Annotated in this window: 22 protein-coding genes; 14 read left to right on the top strand and 8 right to left on the bottom strand. The window is 56.9% G+C overall.

Annotated elements, in window-relative coordinates; all coding sequences use genetic code 11:
- Position 1 precedes the first annotated feature (1 nt).
- From AC6I6L_RS12845 to AC6I6L_RS12835, 3 genes are all read left to right on the top strand, one after another.
- A complete protein-coding gene (locus tag AC6I6L_RS12845) occupies positions 2 to 445 on the top strand; it encodes a NusA-like transcription termination signal-binding factor (RefSeq protein ID WP_497918152.1) in 444 nt (147 codons plus the stop codon).
- A 412-nt stretch (positions 446 to 857) separates the two neighbouring features.
- Positions 858 to 1,286, top strand: a complete 429-nt coding sequence (locus tag AC6I6L_RS12840) for a 30S ribosomal protein S12 (protein WP_005580585.1) — start codon at positions 858 to 860, stop codon at positions 1,284 to 1,286.
- A gap of 2 nt (positions 1,287 to 1,288) precedes the next feature.
- On the top strand, positions 1,289 to 1,897 hold the full coding sequence (locus AC6I6L_RS12835; protein ID WP_497918151.1) for a 30S ribosomal protein S7: 609 nt from the start codon (positions 1,289 to 1,291) through the stop codon (positions 1,895 to 1,897).
- A gap of 262 nt (positions 1,898 to 2,159) precedes the next feature.
- On the opposite strand, the gene AC6I6L_RS12830 is transcribed toward AC6I6L_RS12835, so the two are convergent.
- Positions 2,160 to 4,190 carry a hypothetical protein gene (locus AC6I6L_RS12830; RefSeq protein WP_497918150.1) on the bottom strand — a complete coding sequence of 677 codons (2,031 nt, stop codon included), beginning with the start codon at positions 4,188 to 4,190 and terminating at the stop codon, positions 2,160 to 2,162.
- Positions 4,191 to 4,338: 148 nt separating this feature from the next.
- On the opposite strand from AC6I6L_RS12830, the gene AC6I6L_RS12825 reads away from it, so the two are divergent.
- Both AC6I6L_RS12825 and AC6I6L_RS12820 read left to right on the top strand, forming a co-directional pair.
- Positions 4,339 to 4,908, top strand: coding sequence for a response regulator receiver protein (locus AC6I6L_RS12825; protein ID WP_497918149.1), 570 nt, complete (start codon positions 4,339 to 4,341; stop codon positions 4,906 to 4,908).
- 175 nt (positions 4,909 to 5,083) lie between these two features.
- Complete coding sequence (locus AC6I6L_RS12820; protein WP_497918148.1) at positions 5,084 to 5,206, top strand: DUF7503 family protein; 123 nt, start codon at positions 5,084 to 5,086, stop codon at positions 5,204 to 5,206.
- Here the strand turns inward: AC6I6L_RS12820 and AC6I6L_RS12815 are convergent, their stop codons facing one another.
- The 3 genes from AC6I6L_RS12815 to AC6I6L_RS12805 all read right to left on the bottom strand — a co-directional run bounded on the left by AC6I6L_RS12815 (position 5,207) and on the right by AC6I6L_RS12805 (position 9,005).
- A complete protein-coding gene (locus AC6I6L_RS12815; protein WP_497918147.1) occupies positions 5,207 to 7,291 on the bottom strand; it encodes a hypothetical protein in 2,085 nt (694 codons plus the stop codon).
- Between the two features lie 76 nt (positions 7,292 to 7,367).
- Positions 7,368 to 8,102: a DUF7504 family protein gene (locus AC6I6L_RS12810; protein WP_497918146.1), complete on the bottom strand. Its 735-nt coding sequence runs from the start codon at positions 8,100 to 8,102 to the stop codon at positions 7,368 to 7,370.
- Positions 8,103 to 8,249: 147 nt separating this feature from the next.
- Entirely contained in the window at positions 8,250 to 9,005 is a 756-nt protein-coding gene (locus AC6I6L_RS12805) for a DUF5781 family protein (protein ID WP_497918145.1), read from the bottom strand.
- Positions 9,006 to 9,799: 794 nt separating this feature from the next.
- Between AC6I6L_RS12805 and AC6I6L_RS12800 the strand changes: the two genes are divergently transcribed.
- Positions 9,800 to 11,986, top strand: coding sequence for an elongation factor EF-2 (locus AC6I6L_RS12800; protein ID WP_497918144.1), 2,187 nt, complete (start codon positions 9,800 to 9,802; stop codon positions 11,984 to 11,986).
- A 75-nt stretch (positions 11,987 to 12,061) separates the two neighbouring features.
- Here the strand turns inward: AC6I6L_RS12800 and AC6I6L_RS12795 are convergent, their stop codons facing one another.
- Positions 12,062 to 12,511 (bottom strand): MaoC family dehydratase, encoded by a 450-nt coding sequence (locus tag AC6I6L_RS12795; protein ID WP_497918143.1) that lies wholly within the window; start codon positions 12,509 to 12,511, stop codon positions 12,062 to 12,064.
- A 206-nt stretch (positions 12,512 to 12,717) separates the two neighbouring features.
- On the opposite strand from AC6I6L_RS12795, the gene AC6I6L_RS12790 reads away from it, so the two are divergent.
- Entirely contained in the window at positions 12,718 to 13,041 is a 324-nt protein-coding gene (locus AC6I6L_RS12790) for a hypothetical protein (RefSeq protein ID WP_497918142.1), read from the top strand.
- Between the two features lie 174 nt (positions 13,042 to 13,215).
- Here the strand turns inward: AC6I6L_RS12790 and serS are convergent, their stop codons facing one another.
- Positions 13,216 to 14,595: a serine--tRNA ligase gene (gene serS / locus AC6I6L_RS12785; RefSeq protein WP_497918141.1), complete on the bottom strand. Its 1,380-nt coding sequence runs from the start codon at positions 14,593 to 14,595 to the stop codon at positions 13,216 to 13,218.
- 175 nt (positions 14,596 to 14,770) lie between these two features.
- Here serS and AC6I6L_RS12780 point away from each other — a divergent pair, with 175 nt between their 5' ends.
- Positions 14,771 to 15,976, top strand: a complete 1,206-nt coding sequence (locus AC6I6L_RS12780) for a potassium channel family protein (protein WP_497918140.1) — start codon at positions 14,771 to 14,773, stop codon at positions 15,974 to 15,976.
- Positions 15,977 to 16,242: 266 nt separating this feature from the next.
- Here the strand turns inward: AC6I6L_RS12780 and AC6I6L_RS12775 are convergent, their stop codons facing one another.
- Entirely contained in the window at positions 16,243 to 16,932 is a 690-nt protein-coding gene (locus AC6I6L_RS12775; RefSeq protein ID WP_497918139.1) for a hypothetical protein, read from the bottom strand.
- 225 nt (positions 16,933 to 17,157) lie between these two features.
- Here AC6I6L_RS12775 and AC6I6L_RS12770 point away from each other — a divergent pair, with 225 nt between their 5' ends.
- The 6 genes from AC6I6L_RS12770 to AC6I6L_RS12745 all read left to right on the top strand — a co-directional run bounded on the left by AC6I6L_RS12770 (position 17,158) and on the right by AC6I6L_RS12745 (position 22,244).
- Positions 17,158 to 18,351, top strand: coding sequence for a substrate-binding domain-containing protein (locus AC6I6L_RS12770; RefSeq protein ID WP_497918138.1), 1,194 nt, complete (start codon positions 17,158 to 17,160; stop codon positions 18,349 to 18,351).
- A gap of 42 nt (positions 18,352 to 18,393) precedes the next feature.
- Positions 18,394 to 19,227 (top strand): phosphonate ABC transporter ATP-binding protein, encoded by an 834-nt coding sequence (phnC, locus tag AC6I6L_RS12765; RefSeq protein WP_497918137.1) that lies wholly within the window; start codon positions 18,394 to 18,396, stop codon positions 19,225 to 19,227.
- A gap of 1 nt (position 19,228) precedes the next feature.
- Complete coding sequence (phnE, locus tag AC6I6L_RS12760) at positions 19,229 to 20,062, top strand: phosphonate ABC transporter, permease protein PhnE (RefSeq protein ID WP_497918136.1); 834 nt, start codon at positions 19,229 to 19,231, stop codon at positions 20,060 to 20,062.
- Entirely contained in the window at positions 20,062 to 20,859 is a 798-nt protein-coding gene (phnE, locus tag AC6I6L_RS12755) for a phosphonate ABC transporter, permease protein PhnE (protein ID WP_497918135.1), read from the top strand. The genes phnE (AC6I6L_RS12760) and phnE (AC6I6L_RS12755) overlap by 1 nt, the downstream gene beginning before the upstream one ends.
- Before the next feature lie 250 nt (positions 20,860 to 21,109).
- Positions 21,110 to 21,514, top strand: coding sequence for a cupredoxin domain-containing protein (locus AC6I6L_RS12750; protein WP_497918134.1), 405 nt, complete (start codon positions 21,110 to 21,112; stop codon positions 21,512 to 21,514).
- Positions 21,515 to 21,539: 25 nt separating this feature from the next.
- Positions 21,540 to 22,244 carry an HAD family hydrolase gene (locus AC6I6L_RS12745; RefSeq protein WP_497918133.1) on the top strand — a complete coding sequence of 235 codons (705 nt, stop codon included), beginning with the start codon at positions 21,540 to 21,542 and terminating at the stop codon, positions 22,242 to 22,244.
- A gap of 218 nt (positions 22,245 to 22,462) precedes the next feature.
- Here the strand turns inward: AC6I6L_RS12745 and AC6I6L_RS12740 are convergent, their stop codons facing one another.
- Positions 22,463 to 22,723 (bottom strand): hypothetical protein, encoded by a 261-nt coding sequence (locus tag AC6I6L_RS12740; protein WP_497918132.1) that lies wholly within the window; start codon positions 22,721 to 22,723, stop codon positions 22,463 to 22,465.
- Positions 22,724 to 22,935: the final 212 nt, after the last annotated feature.

The raw sequence follows: 22,935 nt of genomic DNA, 5'->3' as shown, positions 1-22,935 counted from the left end.
GATGGCCGTCCGGTTAGACGACGACGCACGGCAGTACCTCGCGCAGTTCGAGGACGTCACCGGAACCGATGGAACGGACTGCATCGTCGACGAGGCCGACGGGGACGGCGATCAGCCCGAGCGGCTCCTGATCGTTGTTTCGAGCGACCAGATGGGCGATGCGATCGGTCCCGGCGGTCGGACGGTCCGACGGTTCGAAGAGCGCGTCGACGCCCAGGTCCGTCTCGTCGAAGCCGCCGACGACCCGGAGACGTTCGTCGCGAACACCCTCGCCCCGGCGGCCGTCTACAACGTGACGATCAGCGAGAACGACGACACCGTCGCCTACGTCGAAGTCGCCGACGACGATCGTGGGGTCGCAATCGGCTCGAACGGACGGACGATCGATGCCGCACGAACGCTTGCCGAGCGCCACTTCGCGATCGACGACGTACAGCTGATCTGAGCCGACGGCCGTCTCTCGTCCCGCGTGTAGCACTCGTGACGGGCTGCTCTCGCGGTTCGTTCGGAGGGACCTCTTTTCTCACTCCAAACTGACCCTGAGGAACGCCTGCGTCCGTTCCGTGATGTTGCGTGCTGGACTATCGTAACAACTGAAACTAGTTCACACACCGATCGCGCAGCCGTCGTGCGATCGGGTGTGCACTGTCTTTCAGTGGCTACTATAGAGTTTGCTCGGAGCGTTGCCGGAGTGGAAACGACGGGCGCAACGAGCCGATTCGTCGTTCTCCGTCGCGCTCCGGGCGTCGATAGAAACGCCTCAGATCGCTTTATCGACCCCTGTCGAGGAACCTCTGGCCGTAACGGCGGATCGAAACGGGTCGCTTAAGTGCCTTCGACGGATAGCGACGGGTACTATGGCAAACGGCAAGTACGCCGCGCGCAAGCTCAAGAAGGACCGCCAGAACCAGCGGTGGTCCGATTCGGACTACGCGCGCCGCGCCCGTGGACTTCGCGAGAAGTCCGACCCCCTCGAGGGCGCTCCGCAGGGACGAGGTATCGTACTCGAAAAGGTCGGCATCGAAGCCAAACAGCCCAACTCGGCCATCCGAAAGTGCGTCCGAGTCCAGCTGATCAAAAACGGCAAGCAGGTCACCGCGTTCTGTCCCGGTGACGGCGCAATCAGCTTCATCGACGAACACGACGAAGTCACCATCGCCGGGATCGGTGGGGCGAAGGGGCGCGCGATGGGTGACCTCTCCGGTGTCAACTACAAGGTCGACAAGGTCAACGGCGTCGCCCTGAAGGAACTGGTTCGCGGAAACGCAGAAAAACCGGTGCGATAATTATGGCTGCAGAAGACCAACCAGACCCAGATGCCCCGGCAGGCGGAACCGACGTCGGCGCCAAGCTCTTTGGCACGTGGGAACTCGGCGAAATCGAGTACGGCGATCCCTCGACCGAACGCTACATCACGGTGACCCCGATCGCACACACCGCCGGTCGCCACGCCAGCAAGCAGTTCCAGAAGTCCCAGATCTCGATCGTCGAACGGTTCATCAATCGCCTGATGCAGACCGAAGAGAATACGGGCAAGAAACAGCAGTCGCTCAACCACGTCCGTGAGGCCTTCGAACTCATCCACGAACGCACCGAGGAAAATCCAATCCAGGTGCTCGTTACGGCCGTCGAGAACGCAGCCCCACGCGAGGAGACCGTCCGCCTGAAGTACGGTGGGATCTCGGTCCCGAAGGCCGTCGACGTCGCTCCCCAGCGACGGGTCGACCAGTCGCTTAAATTCCTTGCAGAAGGCGTCTACAACGACTCGTTCAAGACCCCGACGCCAGTTTCGGAAGCGATCGCAAATCAACTGATCGGCGCGGCGAACTACGACGTCCAGACGTACGCAGTGAGCCAGAAAGAAGAGAAAGAGCGCGTTGCGGCGGCTGCACGCTAAGATCTATTTAGTCCGTTTTCCAGTTTGGTAGGCGGTGGGGCAGAATACGTCTCAAGGCCTAATTCGTATAATCTTGAATTGAGTTGGCCGTATAAACAGGGAGAAATCAGCTGATCTTCTCAGTAGCTCGGAGATGGAAAATTAGATCGCTTGTAAAATTGAACTGGCAAGTACAGAGTCTGTGATGACTTCTGCACCACCGCCAGTGTGGTATGCTATCGACATACTAAGAAAGTTGAGCGCATAGCTCACCAGATGAATGTTATTTGAGCTCACTTGTTTTGACCTGATCACTCCATACGATTTCCCCATCTTTTAAAACTGGCATCTTACAGTTGTTGAAAAATTGGATTATTTGCGATCTCGTGGGTGTGAGATTGTTAATTGTGTTTGGCGCTATGTGGTAGCTTTCACAAATCTGCTCGTCAGGTATACTTATTCCTCCATTTTGCTGAGAGACATTAAGATATGATTTGACATTAAGAAAAAGAGCGCCTTTATCGTATGATAATTCACAAAATCTTGGGATACCATCTTCTGGCTGTGATACAATCGTTGCTCCGTCCCCGACGATCTGATACAGCTGCCCGTTGTCGTTCTTCAACCTTGCAATCTGAATTGCGGCATAAAGTGGAAATCCCAAATTCAAGAGCTTTGCTATTAAACTACCAACTTTGACTGCGTCACTATTATCTATCTCTTCCCGTGTTATGATTCCTCCCATACACCCTGATTTCACCAGCTCTAAACCTTGTCTGAATGTATCGCATGAATTAAGAAAAAATGCTTTCACATTGACATCATCCTGTGCAGAGGCGGACACGACCCCATCTGAACACTGAAAACCTTTTTTAGTTGTGTGTCCAATATAGTGTAAGAAGTCACAACCTTTCTTCAGTATATTACTTAACGAACAAGAATCTATATCATGATGAACGGTGACGGTTGTTGGAAGAGGATCTTTACGATTATATGTATTATACACCTCAATTAATTCCTCTCGCATCTTTTCGTCGTTACATATAATTCTTATACTAATTGGGCCCGAATTCGGACTCTTCCCGATTCGGTTGTAGTATCCCGTTAGGGGCGTTGTGGCTCTCACGACGGACTCATTGCCGTCCCAAATTTGCTTTACTGCTGGAATTTTATCGTTTTCATTTAAACTGGGCCTCTCTTCAATGCTACTTGAACGATCCGCTGTGTGGTCTACTGCTGTATCTATGTGTGTTTTATTTGTATCTTTGATACGAATTGTTGCAAGATCGTACGATAAAAACGGTAAAAAATGGCACTGATCAGCAGTTGGTTTAATATGTGCTTTCAATCTCCAGTCGTTTAATTGAGGTTTAATTATTGAGTAGGGAACCTTTAGATACGATTGTAATCTTTCGCCGATTGACTGCGTATAGACTGTCGGTATATCAAAACTTATTGAACTTTCAACTATCTGTTTTTCTTTCAACGGTCCCGGCCATCCTCCCTCGGTTCTAACGATGCAATCGAGAAAAAACACTTTTTTTAACAATCTATTTACAGTTGTTGTGAAATCCATTCCACTAGATAAATGGTGCTCTTGTTTATTCTGGAGAATGAGTCGTGGTTTTTCACCTTGTGTAACCTCTGCACCGATATAATACGCTAACGGTGTAACCGAAAATAGATGCTCGTATGTTGGTTTTATTTCGATTCTCACTCCCGTATCCGGAACGTTAATCCCGCTGGGTACATCGAGCTTATCGCCAATTCGGATTTTTGGTGGGTGCCCACGTAATGTGGGGAAAGATTGCTCCGGTGCAGTCGTTTTCAACGCGGAACCAAATGCTGACACCGCCCGCATCACGTCAGTCGGCTGTGCTGTCGTTGTAATTGTCTCTGCTGGCCGTGTATGATATGACCTCGCACCCAGTCGTATTTCAGTCTCTTCCCCAAACTCAATATAACTCTGTTCAAAATCAGACGAGATCTTTATTTTACTATCCACTAACAAGTATATTTTCACTAGTCTCGATATATCCAATATATACGTGTCTCGTGGGAGAATTTTGCTTTGGGACGGTTGTACGTGCGTAAGTACATCTCCTTTTTTATTTAAAATATAGACCGAGTTTCGTTTTGGAAGAGTAATACTATTGGTAGTAATTCTAACGACCGAATCAACAGGATGTCCTAAAGAATCTCTATTTTCTTTTTCTATTGTGATCTCAGAAGAAGCTCGAATAACATATCTGTATTGCTCTATTGGGTCTATTATCTCCAAGTTTTTCCCGTCTACTTTAAATTCTGGATTCATGATCAACGATAAAATACTGCTGCGTGCTCGAGACTGTAGGGTCTCGTCCTCCAGTATTCGTTCATATATTTGTTACCAATGGTTAGGGAGTCCCCTCTTTCTCCTAATCACATTTAATAGTATCTGCCAATCAGTACTGACACGAGACGTGATATCGAGCTCTACTATCAAGGTCTTTGTTGTTCACCCCTCCTTTTCTCTAACAGATCAACAGCAGGACCACTGCTGTGGAGATGTTACCGTTGATCATTTCAATCCACAAGAGTCCATATTGAATCAAATGAATAACAACTATCACCTGTTGATTCTTGATTGGGAACTTGAATCACCAAATGCACATGGGATAGTGGACATCATGAGTTGCCGTTCACTGGAGACACAAATTCTTGCTATTACTTCTGATACGCCTACCAGTGATCCGATCAATCGTGGTGCCGACGAATTTCTCGTCCAACCAATTTCAGACCAGACGTTGTGGGAAACAATTAATAGATTGGTATTACAGAAAGAATATGAAACCGTAATGGATGACATTTATCGATTAGCGAGTGAGCGAGCGATCCTTCGAACAGAATTGCACTCAGAAGCTGATGTAAGCGATCAGTATTACTCGGTCACTCAAAAACTGAAAAAGAGGCAAAACCAGGCCGCGGCAATCCGGTCAAAATTTTCGACTGAGGAATTCAATCGGGCACTCCGTCAATTGCTCGACGAATAATCGACTTGGGTATTGCAAAGGTTTCATTCCAATGGAGACGCTGATTTTCGGTTTGAGGGACTGCTGTATTATTCCATAGGTTTTGATCGATCAAAACACGAATAATCCTATTGTTGCTATATTAGATATATTAAAATAAATTCAATACAAGACGGTTCCATAGTTGAAGTGTACCATGGCAGACCTAACCCAATACCTGAAGAACCACCCACGAATGATTGGCGTACTGTTTACTATCTTTCTTATACTCTCACAAGCAGGATCAGTTGCTGCCGGTGGCGCTTACGCGGGACCGTAACTAATTCAGTTGCTGTAGAACCGTTTCTTCAGACCAGTAAACCTTGTCTTCAATAACTACTGGTAAATTCTCCATTTCGAAAAATTCCTCTAGTTCAGATTTTGTAAGTGTATAGGGTCCAATTCTTTTTGGAGAAAGATAGTACCGTTCACTATCTTGAATATATGGAATGAACAAACTACCTTTCTGCAAACCGGTTGTGAGATAAGTGCCAATTTCTAAATGAAAAATTCCTTTTTTATTTTCTGTATGTACTGTACAAACCATTGGGTGTCCCATTTCTGACTGTGCTATTGTTGTTGTCCCGTCACCAACAATAGAGTACTGTTGTCCAGTTATATTTTCCCTACGGACAATGTCGAGCGCTGCATATAATGAGAAACCTCTATTCAGTAACCGGGCGATCATACTTCCCACATCAACTGCGTTACTGTTAACGACATCACTATAAGTTACAATTCCTCCTACGCTTCCACCCTCGATTAGATACAAACCTTGATTATAGGACTGACATGCATTGAGTAAAAAACATTCCACTCCAACCTTTTTGATTGAGGATGCGTTTAGCCTCCCATCTGAACATCTGAATCCTCCTCTATCTATATGTCCTATATAATGGAATAGATCACTATCTCTTTTTATAACTTCCTTAAGTTCCTTTTTGTTGAGGTCGTAATAAACTGTGATATCGAAAGAAAGCTCTTCTCGAAATCCATAGACTCCGTTTACAGCTCTTAATTCTTTCTCCATTTTGGCGTCATTGCAAACTAGCTCAATATCAATTGGACCTTTCCGAGGAGTTCGACCAATACTGTTTTGAAATGCAGCTATCGGTGTCGAACTATTGATAGCAGTAGAATTGTTGCTTTGCCAGGTTTGATCGATCGACAGTTCTTTGTTTTGAATATCATTTATGAAATCTGGAGATTCACCACGAATAGCTTGTTTCTTTTGAGAGGAAGATCCCCTCGTAAAACTCTCGATTGCTTCAGAACTAATATGTTGAGATTGTGATCTAGAATTTTCCTTCGAATCTACCACACTTATAAGAGACAGATTATCAGCGACGAATGGCAAAAATTTCACTGACTCTATCGATGGGGTGAGTTGGGTTCTGAGTCGCCATTCAGAAATATGTGATTTTATATTGGAAAACGGTATTTGAAGATACTTTTCTAACCGTTTTGAATGTGTGGTTTCGTATACGCTTTCGATGTCCCATTCCATGACCTCTTCAATCATCTTCCGCTCGTATAGAGGAAGTGGTGTAATTCCCTCTGTTCGGACAATACAATCTAAAAAAAATATCTGTTTCAACACCTGTTCAACTTCGGTTGCAAAATCATTGTTTCCCCCAAGTGCATATGAATATCCGTCTCTGGTCGTTATTTTTGCTTTTGATCCAGGTACAATATTTGCACCCAAATAGTATGATAATGTTGCCACTTGATATATGTAGCTCAAATCAACTGGAATTTCTATTTGAATTTCTGAATTTCTATTTTCCACCTTGTTTGGTATTCTTAATTCGGATCCAAGTTTGATTACCGGTGGATGGCCGCGCAGTGTGGGATACGACCTTTCTGGTGTTAATGTTTTCAGGCTTGACCCAAATGCTGAGACTGCTTTCATAACATCGATTGGGTCGAGTGTAGTTGTGATTGTGGCTGCTGGCTGTCTGTGGTATGACCTCGCCCCAACTATCACGTCGGTGACTTCTTCTAGATTAATATGTGTTGACTCAGAGTCAGAATATATTTGCACAGCACAATTGATCTGTATATATATTTTCATGGAAACTGTGAGATCAAGAGTGTACTTACCCTTCGGGAGCGTTACCGGCTTATTTGGGCGCACTTCTGCAATGATCTCCCCCTTCCTATCCCGAACATGAACTGTATCGTTTTTAGGAAGGCTGATTCCTCCTGATTCAAATTTCACCGCTGTATCAGTAGGATACCGAATCAGATCTTCATCGACAGTTGTGAGTTTTACTGCTTCTGGTGATAGCAGTCGGTACCGATGTCGCTCGATCGGATCGATAATCTCCAATCCATCTTCGATCGGTTCGAATTTCGGTTTCATTGGAGCACGAAGTCAAAGCGGTGTGTAGGTGTTCTGGAGCCGATCAGAAACGGCGTGAGCGAAACTACAATTCCGGTTACGTCCCGGAGAGTGTCAGCCAACCCGAACTGTGTCCACTGCTGGGGAGAGACCAGCGCTCCTCGGTCGTTCCGTTTCGATCGCGGAGTTCGATCAGTACGTCGAACAGTGGTTGCAGTACTGCAACGACGTCGGCGTCCCGTTCGACGGGGAGTTGGTAGTGAATCATCCCGTCGACATCCGTAACGCGGCCGTTGGTCAGGTGAATAAATTTGAACACCTGTTCGGTGCTGTAGTCGTCCAGTAGCGGCAAGAGGGAGTCGACGCCGACGCGAAGTTCGCCAGGGTCGAAGCCGTCGATATCGGCTTCGAACGTGTCGATCGCACTCGAAAGCTCGATGCCGAGGTCGGCAAGCGTTTCTACGGTGGTCGTCGCCTCGTCGGTCGTGGTCGACTCGTGGTCGATCGATGGCTGCGTGTGACCGCCTGATGCGGGCTGCTGTACGGCGGCGCTTCTGGTCTGGTTTTCGTAGTGGACGAACCGGGCCGGCCCGGTTGTGGTCGACTCCTGGGTGATCGATCGATCGAAGCCGTTTCCGGTCGTCGAAACGAGGACGCGGCGTCGAATCCGGTCGGTTGCATGTCCCAGGAGACGGGAGGTGGTGAGTCGCTGATGCTCGGAACGGACGGAGCCGACGACGAGAACGCTTGCACCCTGTCGTTTGAGTTCAGAAAGCTCTTCAGCAAACGCCTCGTCCGTCGATTCTTCCTCACATTCCTTGGCCGAGAACATCAATTGTATGTTCTTTCCGTACAGCGTATCAATTATTAAACGTTTGGGTATTCGTTTCCCGGATCGGTTGGGCGTTCGGATGTCGGGAGGAACCGTGTTTCCAGTCCGATCGCTATTTTTGGCTGGCAGAAGACGCTGTATGGGCCGTTACTCGGCTGGCTGTGACCTGTCAGCGACGTAGGATCTGGTCGCCTCGACCAGCACCTGTCGGTACCGACTCGAGTCGGTTTCGCGTGCCAGTTCCCGAAACCGGCGTTTGAACTCGTCGAAGGGGATCTGTGGAGCGTCCATCGCGGCCGCGTGTGCGAGGTCGTACAATCGGTGATCGTCCTCAACCAGATCGTGTCGTTCCGCAAGTGCCACTGCAAACGCCGCGTTGACCGCCGTGATCTCGGGATCGGCACCTGGTGAGATACGCTCTAATCCCGGCCGCGATGGCGTGTTGGGTCGATCGGCGACCGCCATCGCGAGACTCGATTCGAGAAACGAACAGAGTTTCTCTCCGGAGCCGACGGAGAGTGTGATATCGTCGGCGTAGATGTCTTTCATGTGGTTTGCGATCTGGTAGCAATGGGTGAGTTTGCGCCGTTCGACGGATCTCCCGGCGAGTGCCAGGTAGAGAACCTCCTCGGTGGATTGCGTGTGTGATGGATGGTCCTGCTCGTGTCTGGCCATGTGGGCGAACTCGTGGAGGATTAGTTCTGGAGCCATCACCGAGGAGGCGGCCTGTCGCGAGATATTCAGCACGTGGTGGTCGTCGTGGTGGCCGGCCCAGGTCCGTTCGTCGGGGTCGTCTCGTAACTGGACCAGAACCGGGAGGGAGAGATCGTGCTCGGTCTCGAAGCGGTCCCTGGCGCTGAGAAACGGCGATGAAGGACCGGGACCCTGGACGCGGATATTCATGCGTATCGATACCAAGGTTCCGACGAAGTTTACTCTTTGCGCGCCAATGACAACGTCTCCATCCTCGAGGCGGTGTGCCGACTTCCGATCGAGTCAGGGCAACGGCAACGATCGATCAGCCGTCGTTCGTTGCACCCCTGGACGACGAGACGGGGGATGCCGGATATCCGACGGCAGTCCATACTCTGCTCGATACGAAGGTGACGTCACCGAGTCGAATCCTCGTAGGATCGGTATGGACATTCGATCCTCTACAGCATCGTCCCGTCGGGCACCGCAACAGCTGAGGGAGCCGCCGGAATCGCATCGCCGCCGCTGTGACCGATCGCCATTTCGCTGTGATCGAGGTCGTAGTGCACGTCAACCGTCGCGTCTGGCTCGATCGTCGATTCCCCGGGAGCGTTTCTTCGGAAAGAATTTTCGGGCCGGGAGTCCACTCGATCAGGAAGTCACCGGTCATGTCATAGTTGACTCCTGATCGCTGCAGATCAATGTTACTGCTGACAGACCGGAACCGTCCCTGTCGAAGGGCGAACTCACGGCACCGTCGGTACGTTCGATCGTCGAGTGAATCGAAACACCTCGTTCGATCGAATCGTCGGCGCGGATATCTGCGTGGTATTCACTCACGTAAACTGACTGTTTGGGCGGTAGATCCTGCGAATACGGCGAATACGGCGAACGACGAAACGCACGATCGCCGTTTCACCTGTCTTGAGCGTTCTCTCCGGCGAAACGACGCGCCGGATGCGAAACAGCACCCTTTTGACCCCGCTACCGGTAAAGGGGACTATATGGGCCGACGCAAGAAGATCGTCCAAGAGTGTGAACGGCTGATGGACGAACCGGAGAACATCCGGAACATCGCCATCGCCGCTCACGTCGACCACGGAAAAACGACCCTTTCTGACAATCTCCTCGCTGGTGCCGGCATGATCTCCGACGAGACTGCCGGCGAGCAACTCGCGATGGACACGGAGGAAGACGAACAGGAACGTGGGATCACCATCGACGCGGCGAACGTTTCGATGACCCACGAGTACGAGGGAACCAACCACCTCATCAACCTGATCGACACGCCGGGCCACGTCGACTTCGGTGGCGACGTGACTCGTGCGATGCGCGCCGTCGACGGTGCGCTCGTCGTCGTCGACGCCGTCGAAGGAGCCATGCCCCAGACGGAGACCGTCCTCCGCCAGGCACTCCGCGAAGGCGTCAAGCCGACCCTGTTCATCAACAAGGTCGACCGTCTTATCTCGGAACTGCAGGAAGGTCCCGAAGAGATGCAACAGCGCCTCCTGTCGGTCATCCACGACGTCAACGAACTCATCCGCGGGATGACCCAGGACATGGACGACATCGACGACTGGACCGTCTCCGTCGAAGACGGCACCGTTGGCTTCGGCTCTGCACTCTACAAGTGGGGCGTCTCGATGCCCTCGATGCAGCGTACGGGTATGGACTTTGGCGACATCATGGAGATGGAGCGCAACGACAAGCGCCAGGAACTCCACGAGCGGACGCCGCTGTCGGACGTCGTTCTCGACATGGTCTGTGAGCACTTCCCCAACCCCGTCGACGCCCAGCCCCGCCGTATTCCGCGGATCTGGCGCGGCGACGACGAGTCCGAACTCGCGGAGACGATGCGCCTCGTCGACGAGGACGGCGAGGTCGTCTTCATGGTCACCGACATCTCGATGGACCCACACGCCGGCGAGATTGCCTCCGGTCGTGTCTTCTCCGGTTCGCTCGAGAAGGGCCAGGAACTGTACGTTTCCGGCACCGCTGGCAAGAACCGCGTCCAGTCCGTCGGGATTTACATGGGCGGCGAACGCGAGGAAGTCGAGCAGGTCCCCGCCGGAAACATCGCTGCCGTCACTGGACTCAGAGATGCGATCGCCGGCTCGACCGTTTCGAGCGTCGAGATGACGCCGTTCGAGTCGATCGAACACATCTCCGAGCCAGTCATCACCAAGGCGGTGGAGGCTCAGACCATGGACGACCTGCCGAAGCTCATCGAGACGCTGCGACAGGTCTCCAAGGAGGACCCGACGATCCAGATCGAGATCAACGAAGACACCGGCGAGCACCTGATCTCCGGACAGGGTGAACTCCACCTGGAGGTCATCACCCAGCGTATCGAGAAGAACCAGGGGATCCCGGTCAACACCGGTGAACCGATCGTCGTCTTCCGCGAACAGCCCCAGCAGGCAAGCGCCGAGGTCGAAGGCATCTCGCCGAACCGTCACAACCGCTTTTACATCTCGATCGAGCCGATGTCGGACGAACTCGTCGACACGATCAAACTCGGCGAGGCGTCGATGGATATGCCCGAACAGGAACGCCGTGAAGCCTTGCAAGACGCCGGGATGGGCAAAGACGACTCTCAGGAGGTCGAGCACATCCACGGGACGAACATCCTCATCGACGACACGAAGGGGATCCAGCACTTGAACGAGACGATGGAACTCGTCATCGAAGGGCTCGAAGAAGCCCTCGACAACGGTCCGCTGGCAAACGAGCCGGTTCAGGGGACGCTCATCCGCCTGCACGACGCTCGACTCCACGAGGACACCATCCACCGCGGTCCGGCACAGGTCATCCCGGCGACGCGAAACGCGCTCCACAAGGCACTGATCGACGGGAAGATCAAGCTGCTCGAACCGATGCAGGACGTCCGTATCGACGTGCCAAACGACCACATGGGTGCCGCCTCCGGCGAGATCCAGGGTCGCCGTGGCCGCGTCGACGACATGTACCAGGAAGGCGACCTCATGGTCGTCGAAGGGATCGCCCCAGTCGGCGAGATGATCGGCTTCGCGAGCGACATCCGCTCTGCGACCGAGGGTCGTGCCTCCTGGAACACCGAAAACGCCGGCTTCGAGGTCATGTCTGACTCGCTCCAGCGCGAGCAGATCATGGAGATTCGCGAGCGCAAGGGCATGAAACTCGAACTGCCGGAAGCGATCGACTACATCTAACGACCGTTTTTCTTCCCGGGTTCACTTCGTTCACCGCATCTCTCGCCGCTCGGATCCGTAATCGCTACTACTACGTCACTCGGCTGAATCCCGCCGCTCCACCATCCCCAGCGCGCGATAGGAAATGACCGGTTCGTCGCGCTGGTTTCGGCCGATCGTCTCCATCGTCACGTTCCCGATCGACGGGTACGTCTCGTTGGGTTCTTTCGCGACGACTTCGGTTTCAACGGCGAGCGTGTCGCCCGGACGGAGCGGCTGGATCCACCGGAGATCGTCCACGCCGCGTGCGCCTGCGAACTGTCGATCGCCCATGTGTTCGACGTTCTGGCGCATACACAGACAGGCGGTCTGCCAGCCGCTGGCGACGAGTCCGCCGAGAAAGGAATCTTTCGCGGCTTCCTCGTCCGTGTGAAACGGCTGTGGATCGTACTTTGTTGCGAACTCGATAATCTCGTCTTTCGTGATCTCGTAGCTGCCACAGTCGATTGACTCTCCGACGTCGATGTCCTCGTAGTAGCGTGGCACGTGTATCGAGGACGTTTCACCGGGTGGGTGAAAAAGTACCCGCCGATGCGGTGTCGCTCCGGTCTGACCGCTCGGCGTCGGGTGTGGCTCCGATCGTCTCTGAAACGGCCGGATCACTCGACGACAGGCCACCGCCGTCTTATTATGATATCTACAAATAAAATTAGCAAATTTTATTAACTCGAGGGGTTATTGTGGTATACACAGTGAGCGTCCATCGACCCCGATCGTCCCGCTGTCTCGATCCATTACGCGTCGGCTCAAAATCGGCGTTCGTCGGTGTCTGTCTGGGCACCGGAACCGCTGGTGCACTCGATGGACCGCTCACCGTGTTGTTCCCCCTTTCGGTGACACTCGCCGTCGTCGTCAGCGTCATTGTCTACGCGGGAGTGTTCGCGCTTGCTGCGCGCTTCAATTCAGCCGATCGAGCGTCACCAGCGCAAGCGCCACCCGAGCAGTCGACTGCCAACCGAACTGTCGACCAGCGGGTGACCGAGCCTCGATCGGCCGAGCGCCGATCGGCGGACTAACCGACGACGGGACCGTCCCGTCCGAAGAGCCGCGGTCCGGATTCGTGCCACTGTTCCCGTCTCACCGCGGCTCTCCGTGCCACTATGTCGCGTACTGATGGCTGACCGACGGTTCTGTACAGCGTGCTCGGAAGAAACGGCGATACTGAGACTCCTGTCAGCGTTCGAGCCGTTCTACTCCCGATCGCCCGCGCCGAGTGCGCTCTCACCGACTTTCTCGTGGCCCTCGATCGTTTCCTGACCGCCCATGTACGGCCGCAGGGCCTCGGGGATCGTGACGGTGCCGTCATCGTTCTGGTAGTACTCGAGGATGGCGACCATCACGCGCGGGAGCGCGAGTCCCGAGGCGTTGAGGGTGTGGAGGTACTCCGCCGACTCGTGGCGTTCGGGGCGGTAGCGAAGGCCGGCGCGGCGGGCCTGGAAGTCCTCGAAGTTCGAGGCCGAGGAGACTTCGAGCCAGCGCCCACCTTCCTCGGGACCGTCGTCCATGTCGTCGCCGGGTGCCCAGACCTCGATGTCGTAGGTCTTCGCGCTCGCGAAGGTCAGATCGCCGGTACAGAGTTCGAGGATGCGGTAGGGGAGACCGAGCTGTCGGAGTACCTCCTCGGCTTCGTCGAGGAGATTCTCGAGTCGATCGTAGCTCGTCTCCGGCTCGACGAAGTTGACGAGTTCGACCTTGTTGAACTGGTGGACGCGGACGATACCTCGCGTCTCGGTGCCGTGCTCGCCGGCCTCGCGCCGGAAGTTGGGAGTGTACGCCTGGTGTTTCAGCGGGAGGTCGTCGTTGAGCAGAATTTCGTCGGCGTACATGTTAGTGACCGGAACTTCCGCCGTCGGACAGAGCCAGAGATCGTCGTCCTCGTAGGCCTCCTCGTTGCTGCCGCCGAGTCGGTAGGCGTCGTCGGCGAACTTGGGGAGCTGGCCGGTTCCCCGCATGGACTCGCTCGAGACCGGAATCGGCGGGAAGAGGTCGACGTACCCCTGTTCCCGGTGGATCTCCATCATGAACTGGACGAGCGCGTGTTCGAGCCGGGCTCCGTCGCCTTTGAGGAAGTAAAAGCCCGATCCGGTCGTCTTCGCGCCGCGTGCCTCGTCGATGATGTCCAGATCCTCCCCGAGATCGTAGTGTGGCGTGACCTCCGCGGGCAGCTCTCGGAGATCGTCGAATCCCCAGCGGCGGTCCTCGACGTTGTGGCGCTCGTCGACGCCCAGCGGGACGCTCTCGTCGGGAATCTGGGGCACCTCGAGCATCCGCTCGTCGAGTTCGGTTTTGAGGTCGGTCGCCTCGCTCTCGACGTCCTCGATCTCTCGTTTGAGCTCCTTCGATCGGCCGATCGCCTCTTCGCGTTTCTCGTCGTCTCCGTCGGCGACGAGTTTGCCGATCTTCTGGGTGATCTGGTTGCGGTCGTGGCGCAGTTCGTCCCCGCGGGCTTTCAGCTCCCGCCAGCGTTCGTCGAGGTCGAGCAGTTCGTCGAGATCGACGTCAGCGCCGCGGTTATCGAGCGCGTCGCGTACCTCCTCGGGATTCTCGCGCAGCGTGCTCCGATCGATCATTGTTCGTGCGTTCTTTGTGGCCGTCCAAAACCGTATCGGAAGTCCTCATCGGGACGGCCGTCGCCCGCTCCCGGCGACAAGGACGAGGATAGCGACGGGGCCTGGAAACGAGTTCAGCGGGTCGCCGTCGATCGTCCGGGAAACCCTTTTTTACCGGTCCTGTACAAGCTAGTGTATGGATCCGCTCGAGGGAGAGGCGTCGGTACCGATCGAGTACGAGCCGGTCAACGTCAAGGACGTGCTCGTTGAGATGAAGGATACAGCGGAGCTGTTGATCGATCTCTCCTACTCTGCCGTGTTGCACTCAAGCGAGGACATCGCGGCGGAAGTTTTGCGTCTCGAAGAGCAGATGAACGTCCTCGAGATGCGTGCTCGGATGGGGTTGATGATGGCGACTCGCGGCCCGGACGACGCCGAGCGACTGGCCCCGGTGCTCGGCATCGTGGCTGCGGCGGACTCGATCAGCGACGCTGCCGGTGACATCGCGAAGGTCATCCTCGAGGACATCGGGCTTCCGGAGGCGATGCGAGCGGCGCTGCCGGAGGCCGTCGAGACCCTCGTTCGCGGCGTCGTCGACGCCGATTCGGCGTACGCCGATCGAACGCTCGCGAATATCGACCTCGAGTCGGAGACGGGCGTGCGCGTGATCGCGCTTCGACGGGGCGACGACTGGCTGTTGAATCCGGGACCCGAAACGACGATCAGGGCCGACGACGTGGCACTCCTGCGAGGCCCGGACGTCCAAGTCGGTGACGTTTACGAGACGCTGACCGGGGCGGCCTACGAGCCGCCGGCGTCTACGACCTCGGATATCGAGGATCTCGAGCGGGCGGTGGACACGATCGTCCACATGAAAAACCTCTCCGAACTGGCGGTCGATCTGGCCTACAGCGCCGTATTATTCGACAGCGAAGCGCTGGCCGAGGAGGTTCGCAATCTCGAGGTCGAAGTCGATGCACTGGAGTCGCGGTTCGAGGCCTGGACGCTCCGGGCAGCCGCAGACGCGCCGGATCCGGTCGCCTTGCGCGGGCTAATTCATCTCGGCAGTGCAACGGAGGTTATCAGCGACGCGGCCGTCGAAATCAGCGAGGGCGTTCTCCGAGACATCGAGGTCCACCCCGTCGTCCAGATGGCAGTCGAGGAGAGCGACGAAATCATCACGCGCGTCGCGGTCGAGGCGGGCAGCGACCTCGACGGCACCGCGATCGTCGCCGGCGTTCCGGACACCGAGACGACGATGTCGGTGATCGCGATCCGACGGCCCGAGGAGGGGTGGCTACTGGTCGGGGACGCAGACGCCGAGATCCAGCACGGAGACGTGCTCATCTCGAAGGGGACCCGGACGGCCGCCGCCGCGTTCGAGGCGCTGGCAACGGCATAGGTGCTGACACCGGTCTGTCGGCCGATCGGTCTCGACGCGAGTTCTGTTCGGTCTCCCCGCGGCATTCGTCGCGAACTGGTCTGGCACTCCTTCGAGGTTTTCGGTCACGTGCTGGACCGCATCGGTGCTGCCAGCCCCCAGCCCGTCGTGTGAGTGTGCCAGTACACAGGGACACCAGAGAGCCTCAGACGGATCGTTGTGGCGTGGTACCGGTGATCGCCGCCTTAGTCGGATCGATCATGGGTACCGAACTACAACGAACCGTATCAGCGCCCCAGCGAGTTCACGATCGAGCCGATGCGGTCGGTTAGCGGCCGCGTAGCCCGGTACCGATCGCTCTCCCAGACGATTTCACCGGTTGCGTCGAGGGCGAGGTACGGGTCGTCGGTCGACCGAACGCCGACGTAGAGGTACGTTTCGCCCTCAGCGTCGTGAAATCCGAGCGTGCGAGCGGTTCGTTCGTGAAGCGAGTACTCGCGGTGCGTTCCGGACGCACAACAAAACAGGTGAACCGCCGGCTCCGGCGGCCGAGTCACGACCGCACACCACTCGCCGTCGGACTGGATCGCTGGCGTTCCGGGGTTCGCATCGAACCGCTGTGAGACCACTCGTCCGTCGTCACCAAGCACGTCGAGGTCGCCGCCGAGGGCGTCCGGATCGCCCCCGGAGACGACGACGGCGGTTCCGTCGTTTGCGATCGCGCCGTCGACCGGTCGCGACGCCGGACGCGTATCGACGACCGTGCCGTCCCGGAGCCGAAAGGTTCGCGATGCGTCTCCGTCGGCGTGCCGACCGAACGCGAGCGTCCACTCGCCGTCGGGCGCAGTAACTGCCCGACAGTGAAACGTCGCTCCGTCGTACGAGAGGTGTCGATCGATCGGGTCACCCGGGATGTTCGCCGGATCGAACCCCGGTGGCTCGGACGGTCCCCGATCGAGCAATCGCCTGTGGATCATACACTGAATTACCGTTCTGTATGTTAGATTCTGCGGTTTTGTCCCGATACTGATTACGAATGTCTATACGGTACTATAGCGTTGTACGTAGCTGTCACAATCAGTGCTAGTGATACCTTGGGCAGGATTTACACGAATCAGGCCAGGGATAATTCCGGAGGATCCTATGGTTCCAAATACTACTATTATAAGCATTATTATATAACGCAGCCAGAGGATCGCTCGATGACGGACACTCCATCCGAATCGAACCCGGATCAGTCGCGACGGACATTTCTCCTCACCGGTGGTGCGCTTGGAACGGCTGCCCTGGCAGGCTGTCTAGACGGCGACGGCGACAGCGACGGTGGCGAGGCAGGTGCTGGACTGGGGGGTAACGGTAACGGTAGCGGCAGTAGCGGCGACAGCAACGACCCGCTGCTCTCTGACTCGTTCGATCCGGAGAACCCTGACTGGGAGAACAACAACTACCTCGGGTCCAAGATGCCCGAGCACAACTACATTCGCGGTTCCGAAACCGATCTCGAGGCGATGGGGAGTCGCGGTCGCGAGGAGGCTGTGTACGGAATCGAACCACGCGAGCACCCGGATAACTCCTCCGAGTGGATCGATCCCGATCCGATCGTCTACGCCGACCTTCCGCGTGAAGACACCCAGCAAGCCTACGCCGACCAGATCCAGCCGATGATCGAGAAACTCGAGGCCGAGACCGGCCGGGATGTCGAGTTCCAGACGATCGACAGCTACGCGGCGGTCGTCGAGGGGATGCGCTCCGAACGGATCCACCTCGCGAACTTCGCGACCGGGAACACACCGTTCGGCGTCAACATGGCCGGGATGGTACCGCTGGCGACTGGCCTCGCCGGCGACGGGCAGTTCGGCTACCGCCTGCTGGCGATCACTCGAGCCGACATGGACGAGATTCAAAGCGTCGAGGACTTCAACGACTATCGGGCCGCACACACCGAAGCGTCGTCCAACTCCGGCAACCAGGCCCCCTCGGCGCTGTTTGACGAACACTTCGGACTGACCAACGGCGAGAACTACAACCCCGAGATGTCCGGCGGCCACGAGCAGTCCGCACGTGGGATCGCCTACGGCGACTACGACTGTGGACCGATCTGTAGCACCTGCTGGGAGCAGACGGTCGAAGCCGTCGACGACATCGACTTCGACGACTTCAAAGTGGTCTGGGCTGCCGCTCCGTTCCCGCCCGGACCGATCGGCTACCGCTACAATCTCCACGAGGAGATTGTCGAGGGCGCACGCGAGACCTGGTTGAACACGGACTGGGAGGGGACGTCCTACGGCGAGGCCGCCTACCCGCAGTTCGTCGAGGTCGACTACGTCAACCACTGGCACGACGTTATGGTCAACCAGCAGTACAACGGCGTCCAGTACGACGAAGAGAGTCTCTAGGCTCCGCTACGGATCACCCTACGGTTTCACACCTATTCATCAATGCTCGAAGTTACGAACCTACGAAAAGTGTACCCGACCGGTGACGAAGCGCTGACCGGCGTCACGACCGCGATCGACGGCAACGAGATCGTCGCAATGATAGGGCCGAGCGGGGCCGGAAAGTCGACATTCATTCGGTGTATCAACCGACTGACTGAACCGACCGACGGCGAGATCCACCTCGACGGAACCGAACTTACCGCACTCGGTAGCACCGAGATGAAAGCCGCGCGTCGGAATATCGGGATGGTATTTCAGGAGTACAACCTCGTGGAGCGGCTCACCGTGATGGAAAACGTCCTCTCGGGCCGTCTCGGCTACGTCTCCAACTGGGCGGCGTTCCGCCGAAAGTTCCCACCCGAAGACGTCGAACGGGCGTACGATGTCCTCGAGACGGTCGGCCTCTCCGGGATGGAAAACAAACGCGCGGACGAACTCTCCGGCGGCCAGCGCCAGCGCGTCGGCATCGCTCGCGCCGTCGTTCAGGAGCCGAAAATCTTACTTGCCGACGAACCGACCAGCAGCCTCGACCCGGAAACCTCCCACGCCGTGATGGAACTGCTCACGGATATCGCGGCCGAACAGAACATTCCGGTCCTGATCAACATCCACGAGGTCCACCTGGCCGTCGAGTACGCCGATCGAATCCTCGGGTTACACGACGGGGCGCTCGTCTTCGACGGCCCGGCGGCGGATCTAGACGACAACGCAAAAGACGTTATCTATCGCGGCGAATCGACCGCGGACGAACCCGCCTCAACAGTCGTCGAGGAATCGGAGACAAGTACCGGCGACGGACGTCCGTCCGAACAGTCCGTGACGGTGGGGGACTGAGATGGCCACGAGTGACGGACCGACGGAGATTACGGCTTCCGGGCAACGCTGGCAGCGCCCGACAGCCTTCTCCAGCCACCGGGTGAAGTGGGCTGTCTACGGCGCGACGGTGCTTTTCATCCTCTGGTCGCTCGCCTCTCTGCTGTCTGGGGTGAGCCTCTCGAGAGTGATCGCCGGCGTCAATAACGGCGTCTTGCTCCTCGAGGCCATGGTGCCGCCGAACACCTCGAGTGCGAACGTCGATCGCGTCACCGGGTATATGATGGAGACGATCGCCATGGCGTTCGTCGCGACGTTTACTGGTGTGTTGATTTCGATCCCGATCGCGTTCGGTGCAGCCAAAAACATCGCCCCGCAACCGTTGTACTACCTCAATCGAGGGATCATCAGTATCACGCGGGCAATCGACGAGCTCATCATCGCGATCATCGCAGTGAAGGCTGTCGGGGTCGGCCCGCTCGCCGGAATCATTGCGATCAGCTACCTGACGATCGGCTTCTTCTCGAAGCTGTTCGCAGAGGACATCGAGGACATCGACATGGGATCGAAGGAGGCGATTGACGCTGTCGGCGCTTCGCGGTTCCAGACGCTGGTATACGCGGTCGTTCCGCAGGTGGCCCCACGGTTTATCGGCCTGACGGTGTACCGCTGGGACATCAATATCCGATCGTCGACGATCATCGGTATCGTCGGTGCCGGCGGCATCGGGACGTTGCTCTTGCGGGCGTTCCAACGATACGAGTACGACTTCGCTGCGACCATCCTGGTCGCGATCATCATCGTCGTTCTCGCCGGTGAACTGTTTAGCGCGTACGTCAGACGGAGGGTCCAGTAATGGCGGCCGAATCGCGCCGACACTGGCAACGATTCGACACGAAATCGCAACTCAAACGGGTCGCCATCTTCGCCGCGTCAATAGCGATCATCGTCGTCTCGTGGCTCTCGATGGGGCTTGACACCCAGTACATCTGGACCGCACCGAGAGAACTGGCTGATCTGACTACCCGGATGTTCCCGCCGGAATGGGCCTATGCGCCGGAGATCGTTATGCCGTTGATCGAGACGGTCCACATCGCCGTGGTCGGGACTATCCTCGCCGTCGCGATGTCGCTTCCCGTCGCGTTCCTCTCCGCAGAGAACACGACGCCGAATCAACTCACGTACGCGACCGGGAAAATTGTCGTCACCGTCTCGCGGTCCGTCCACGTCATCATCTGGGCGATGCTGTTCGTCGTCATGGTCGGCCCCGGCGCGTTCGCCGGCATGATCGCGATCGCCGTTCGATCGGTCGGGTTCGTCGGGAAACTCCTTGGCGAAGAGATCGAAGAGATTGAGTTCGACCAGGTCGAAGCGGTCAGAGCAACCGGTGCATCTTCTATACAGGTCCTCCTCTACAGCGTCATCCCCCAGATCAAGCCAGCACTGGTCGGCATCGGCGTCTACCGGTGGGATATCAACGTTCGGAGCGCAACGATTCTCGGTGCCGTCGGCGCGGGTGGCATCGGCGTTCAGTTGTTCAACTCCGTCGACGCCTTCCGCTGGTCTGCCGTCCTGATGATCATGATCGCGATCCTGGGAATCGTCCTGATCAGCGAAACTGTCTCGGCGCGCGCCCGAGCGATCTTCAGGTGATCCTGTGAGACGCCAATCGACCGACGCTCGAACCCGACGGGTATTGCTTTCGACTGTCTCCTTCGGCGTCGCGTCCGCTCTCGCGGGGTGCCTCGACGACATCTCGGACGCTACTCCAAACGGCGACGAGTCGAGCCTGGCTGGCGACCGACCTCCCTCTGCACGTGATAGCCACGATGCGACGACGGAAACGGCAATTCATTCGCCTTCGACCGCCGTCTCCGAGCCGCGTTCCGAGCGTCTCGTTTCAGTGGGTCGCGATCCAGTCGTTCGATTCGACCCGCAACTCGTCTGGCTGGAGCCCCGCGGGAGCGTCACCTGGATCAACCGCGATGATCGCGCTCGCCACGAGATCGCTTCGATCGATCGTCGAACGCCCTCGGGAACCGGCGGCTGGGTGTCTACCCTCCTCGAGACGGGTGCGCGCTTCGAGCAGACGTTCGATCGCGAAGGCATCTACGACTATGCCTGCACGCGCCACGAGACGATCGCGATCGGCCGGCTGATCGTCGGTCGTCCCGATATCGAGGGCGAACCGGCAATGGATCCTCCCGACGAATACGGCGAGAACGGACGAGCCATGATCGCCGAACTGAACGACCGCACCCGCACACTGCTCGCGACGGAGTCCGACGACTGCGGTTGTCCCCCGTAACCGCACCACTCCAATCGACCTTCATATGACCGATAAATCACATACCGATCGAAGAACCGACCGACAGACTGACCAGGCCGTCCTATTCGATATGGACGGCGTAATCTTGGAAGGACACGGAACGGATCCGATCGTCCACTCACACGCACTCGAAGACGCCGTTTCGGAACTGGGCCTCGATTTCGATACGGACGCCGACGAACTGGGACCGCTCGAGACCTACGAGTACACCGACGAGTTCGTCGCCGCCTGCGAGACGATCGGCGTCGTGCCCGACGAGTTCTACGCCCTCCGCGAGGAGTACAGCGCCCAGCGCGCGATCGACCGCATTCGGTCGGGCCGACGGACGCTGTACGACGACGTCAGCGTCCTCGACCGTCTCGCCACCGATCGCGATATTGCGCTCGTAAGCAACAACTACGACCCGACGGTTTCGTTCGTCGTCGACCACTTCGGACTCGAGACGTTCTCGTTCGTCCGCGGGCGCGACATCGGCGTTGAGGGATTCCGGCGTCGAAAACCTCGTCCCGACTATCTCGAGGAGGCGCTCGGAGCGCTGGACGTCGACGGTGGCCTCTACGTCGGTGATCGCGAGACGGACATTCTCGCCGCCGAACGCGCGGGACTCCGGCCGGTCTTTATCCGCAGGGAGCACAATCGATCGGTCGAACTCGACCACGAGTCGGCCGTCGAGATCCAGACCCTCACAGAGTTGCAGGACCTCGTCTGAGATGACGGCGGAGTGGCGGAGACGGCCGGTGTCGAGACGCGGCGTGCTCGCCGCTGGCGTGGGTACAGCCGCGGTTCTCGCAGGCTGTTCCTCGATCCGTCGGCGTGACGCCGAGTTTCCGGCGACGTCGCGCTTCAGTGGCTACGTGTACTCGTCTCCGGTTACGACGATCGACCTGTTCGACGCAGGGCCGCCGTTTTACGCGATTCCCGAGCGAGTCAGCGCTCGAACGGGAACTCGAGACCGACGCGTTCTCCGAGGGTCACGAGCACTGGTTCGACGACACGGATTTCGACGAGGAGTTCGTGACCCTGTTTGCGTCCCGGCGATTCCTCGTCGAACCGGGCCGTGAGACCGGCGATCTCGTCACGACGAGGGTCACCGAATCCGAAGCGGTATTTCGCGTCTCCCTCGACTCGTGGCCGGAGTCTACAGTCCTCGACGATCCGCCGAGGGTGTTCGTCGAAACGAGACGCCACCCTCGGAACGGGGACGATCCACCTCGGTCGGCGTCGGTCAGGTACTCCATGCCCGCGCGATGAACCGTTCGAAGGCCGCCGCGCACGCCAGTCGAACGCCTCGACGGCCGATCGCCTGTCCAACCCCGACACGAACGTCGCTCGACGAATGCACCGTACCGGTGAGAACGATCGCTGTCGTTTCCACACCGACCGGTTCGGACTGTGATCGC

Source organism: Halosolutus sp. DAT137, from assembly GCF_059736405.1.
Note: the sequence above shows the minus strand (reverse complement) of the source record. Positions and strands in the feature narration are given on the sequence as shown.

Bases quoted from the DNA above. Each gene is read 5' to 3' on its own strand.
- AC6I6L_RS12845 (WP_497918152.1), top strand. From the start codon at position 2: ATGGCCGTCCGGTTAGACGACGACGCACGGCAGTACCTCGCGCAGTTC.
- AC6I6L_RS12840 (WP_005580585.1), top strand. From the start codon at position 858: ATGGCAAACGGCAAGTACGCCGCGCGCAAGCTCAAGAAGGACCGCCAG.
- AC6I6L_RS12835 (WP_497918151.1), top strand. From the start codon at position 1,289: ATGGCTGCAGAAGACCAACCAGACCCAGATGCCCCGGCAGGCGGAACC.
- AC6I6L_RS12830 (WP_497918150.1), bottom strand. From the start codon at position 4,190: ATGAATCCAGAATTTAAAGTAGACGGGAAAAACTTGGAGATAATAGAC.
- AC6I6L_RS12820 (WP_497918148.1), top strand. From the start codon at position 5,084: ATGGCAGACCTAACCCAATACCTGAAGAACCACCCACGAATGATTGGC.
- AC6I6L_RS12815 (WP_497918147.1), bottom strand. From the start codon at position 7,291: ATGAAACCGAAATTCGAACCGATCGAAGATGGATTGGAGATTATCGAT.
- AC6I6L_RS12810 (WP_497918146.1), bottom strand. From the start codon at position 8,102: ATGTTCTCGGCCAAGGAATGTGAGGAAGAATCGACGGACGAGGCGTTT.
- AC6I6L_RS12805 (WP_497918145.1), bottom strand. From the start codon at position 9,005: ATGAATATCCGCGTCCAGGGTCCCGGTCCTTCATCGCCGTTTCTCAGC.
- AC6I6L_RS12800 (WP_497918144.1), top strand. From the start codon at position 9,800: ATGGGCCGACGCAAGAAGATCGTCCAAGAGTGTGAACGGCTGATGGAC.
- serS (WP_497918141.1), bottom strand. From the start codon at position 14,595: ATGATCGATCGGAGCACGCTGCGCGAGAATCCCGAGGAGGTACGCGAC.
- AC6I6L_RS12780 (WP_497918140.1), top strand. From the start codon at position 14,771: ATGGATCCGCTCGAGGGAGAGGCGTCGGTACCGATCGAGTACGAGCCG.
- AC6I6L_RS12775 (WP_497918139.1), bottom strand. From the start codon at position 16,932: ATGATCCACAGGCGATTGCTCGATCGGGGACCGTCCGAGCCACCGGGG.
- AC6I6L_RS12770 (WP_497918138.1), top strand. From the start codon at position 17,158: ATGACGGACACTCCATCCGAATCGAACCCGGATCAGTCGCGACGGACA.
- phnC (WP_497918137.1), top strand. From the start codon at position 18,394: ATGCTCGAAGTTACGAACCTACGAAAAGTGTACCCGACCGGTGACGAA.
- phnE (WP_497918136.1), top strand. From the start codon at position 19,229: ATGGCCACGAGTGACGGACCGACGGAGATTACGGCTTCCGGGCAACGC.
- phnE (WP_497918135.1), top strand. From the start codon at position 20,062: ATGGCGGCCGAATCGCGCCGACACTGGCAACGATTCGACACGAAATCG.
- AC6I6L_RS12745 (WP_497918133.1), top strand. From the start codon at position 21,540: ATGACCGATAAATCACATACCGATCGAAGAACCGACCGACAGACTGAC.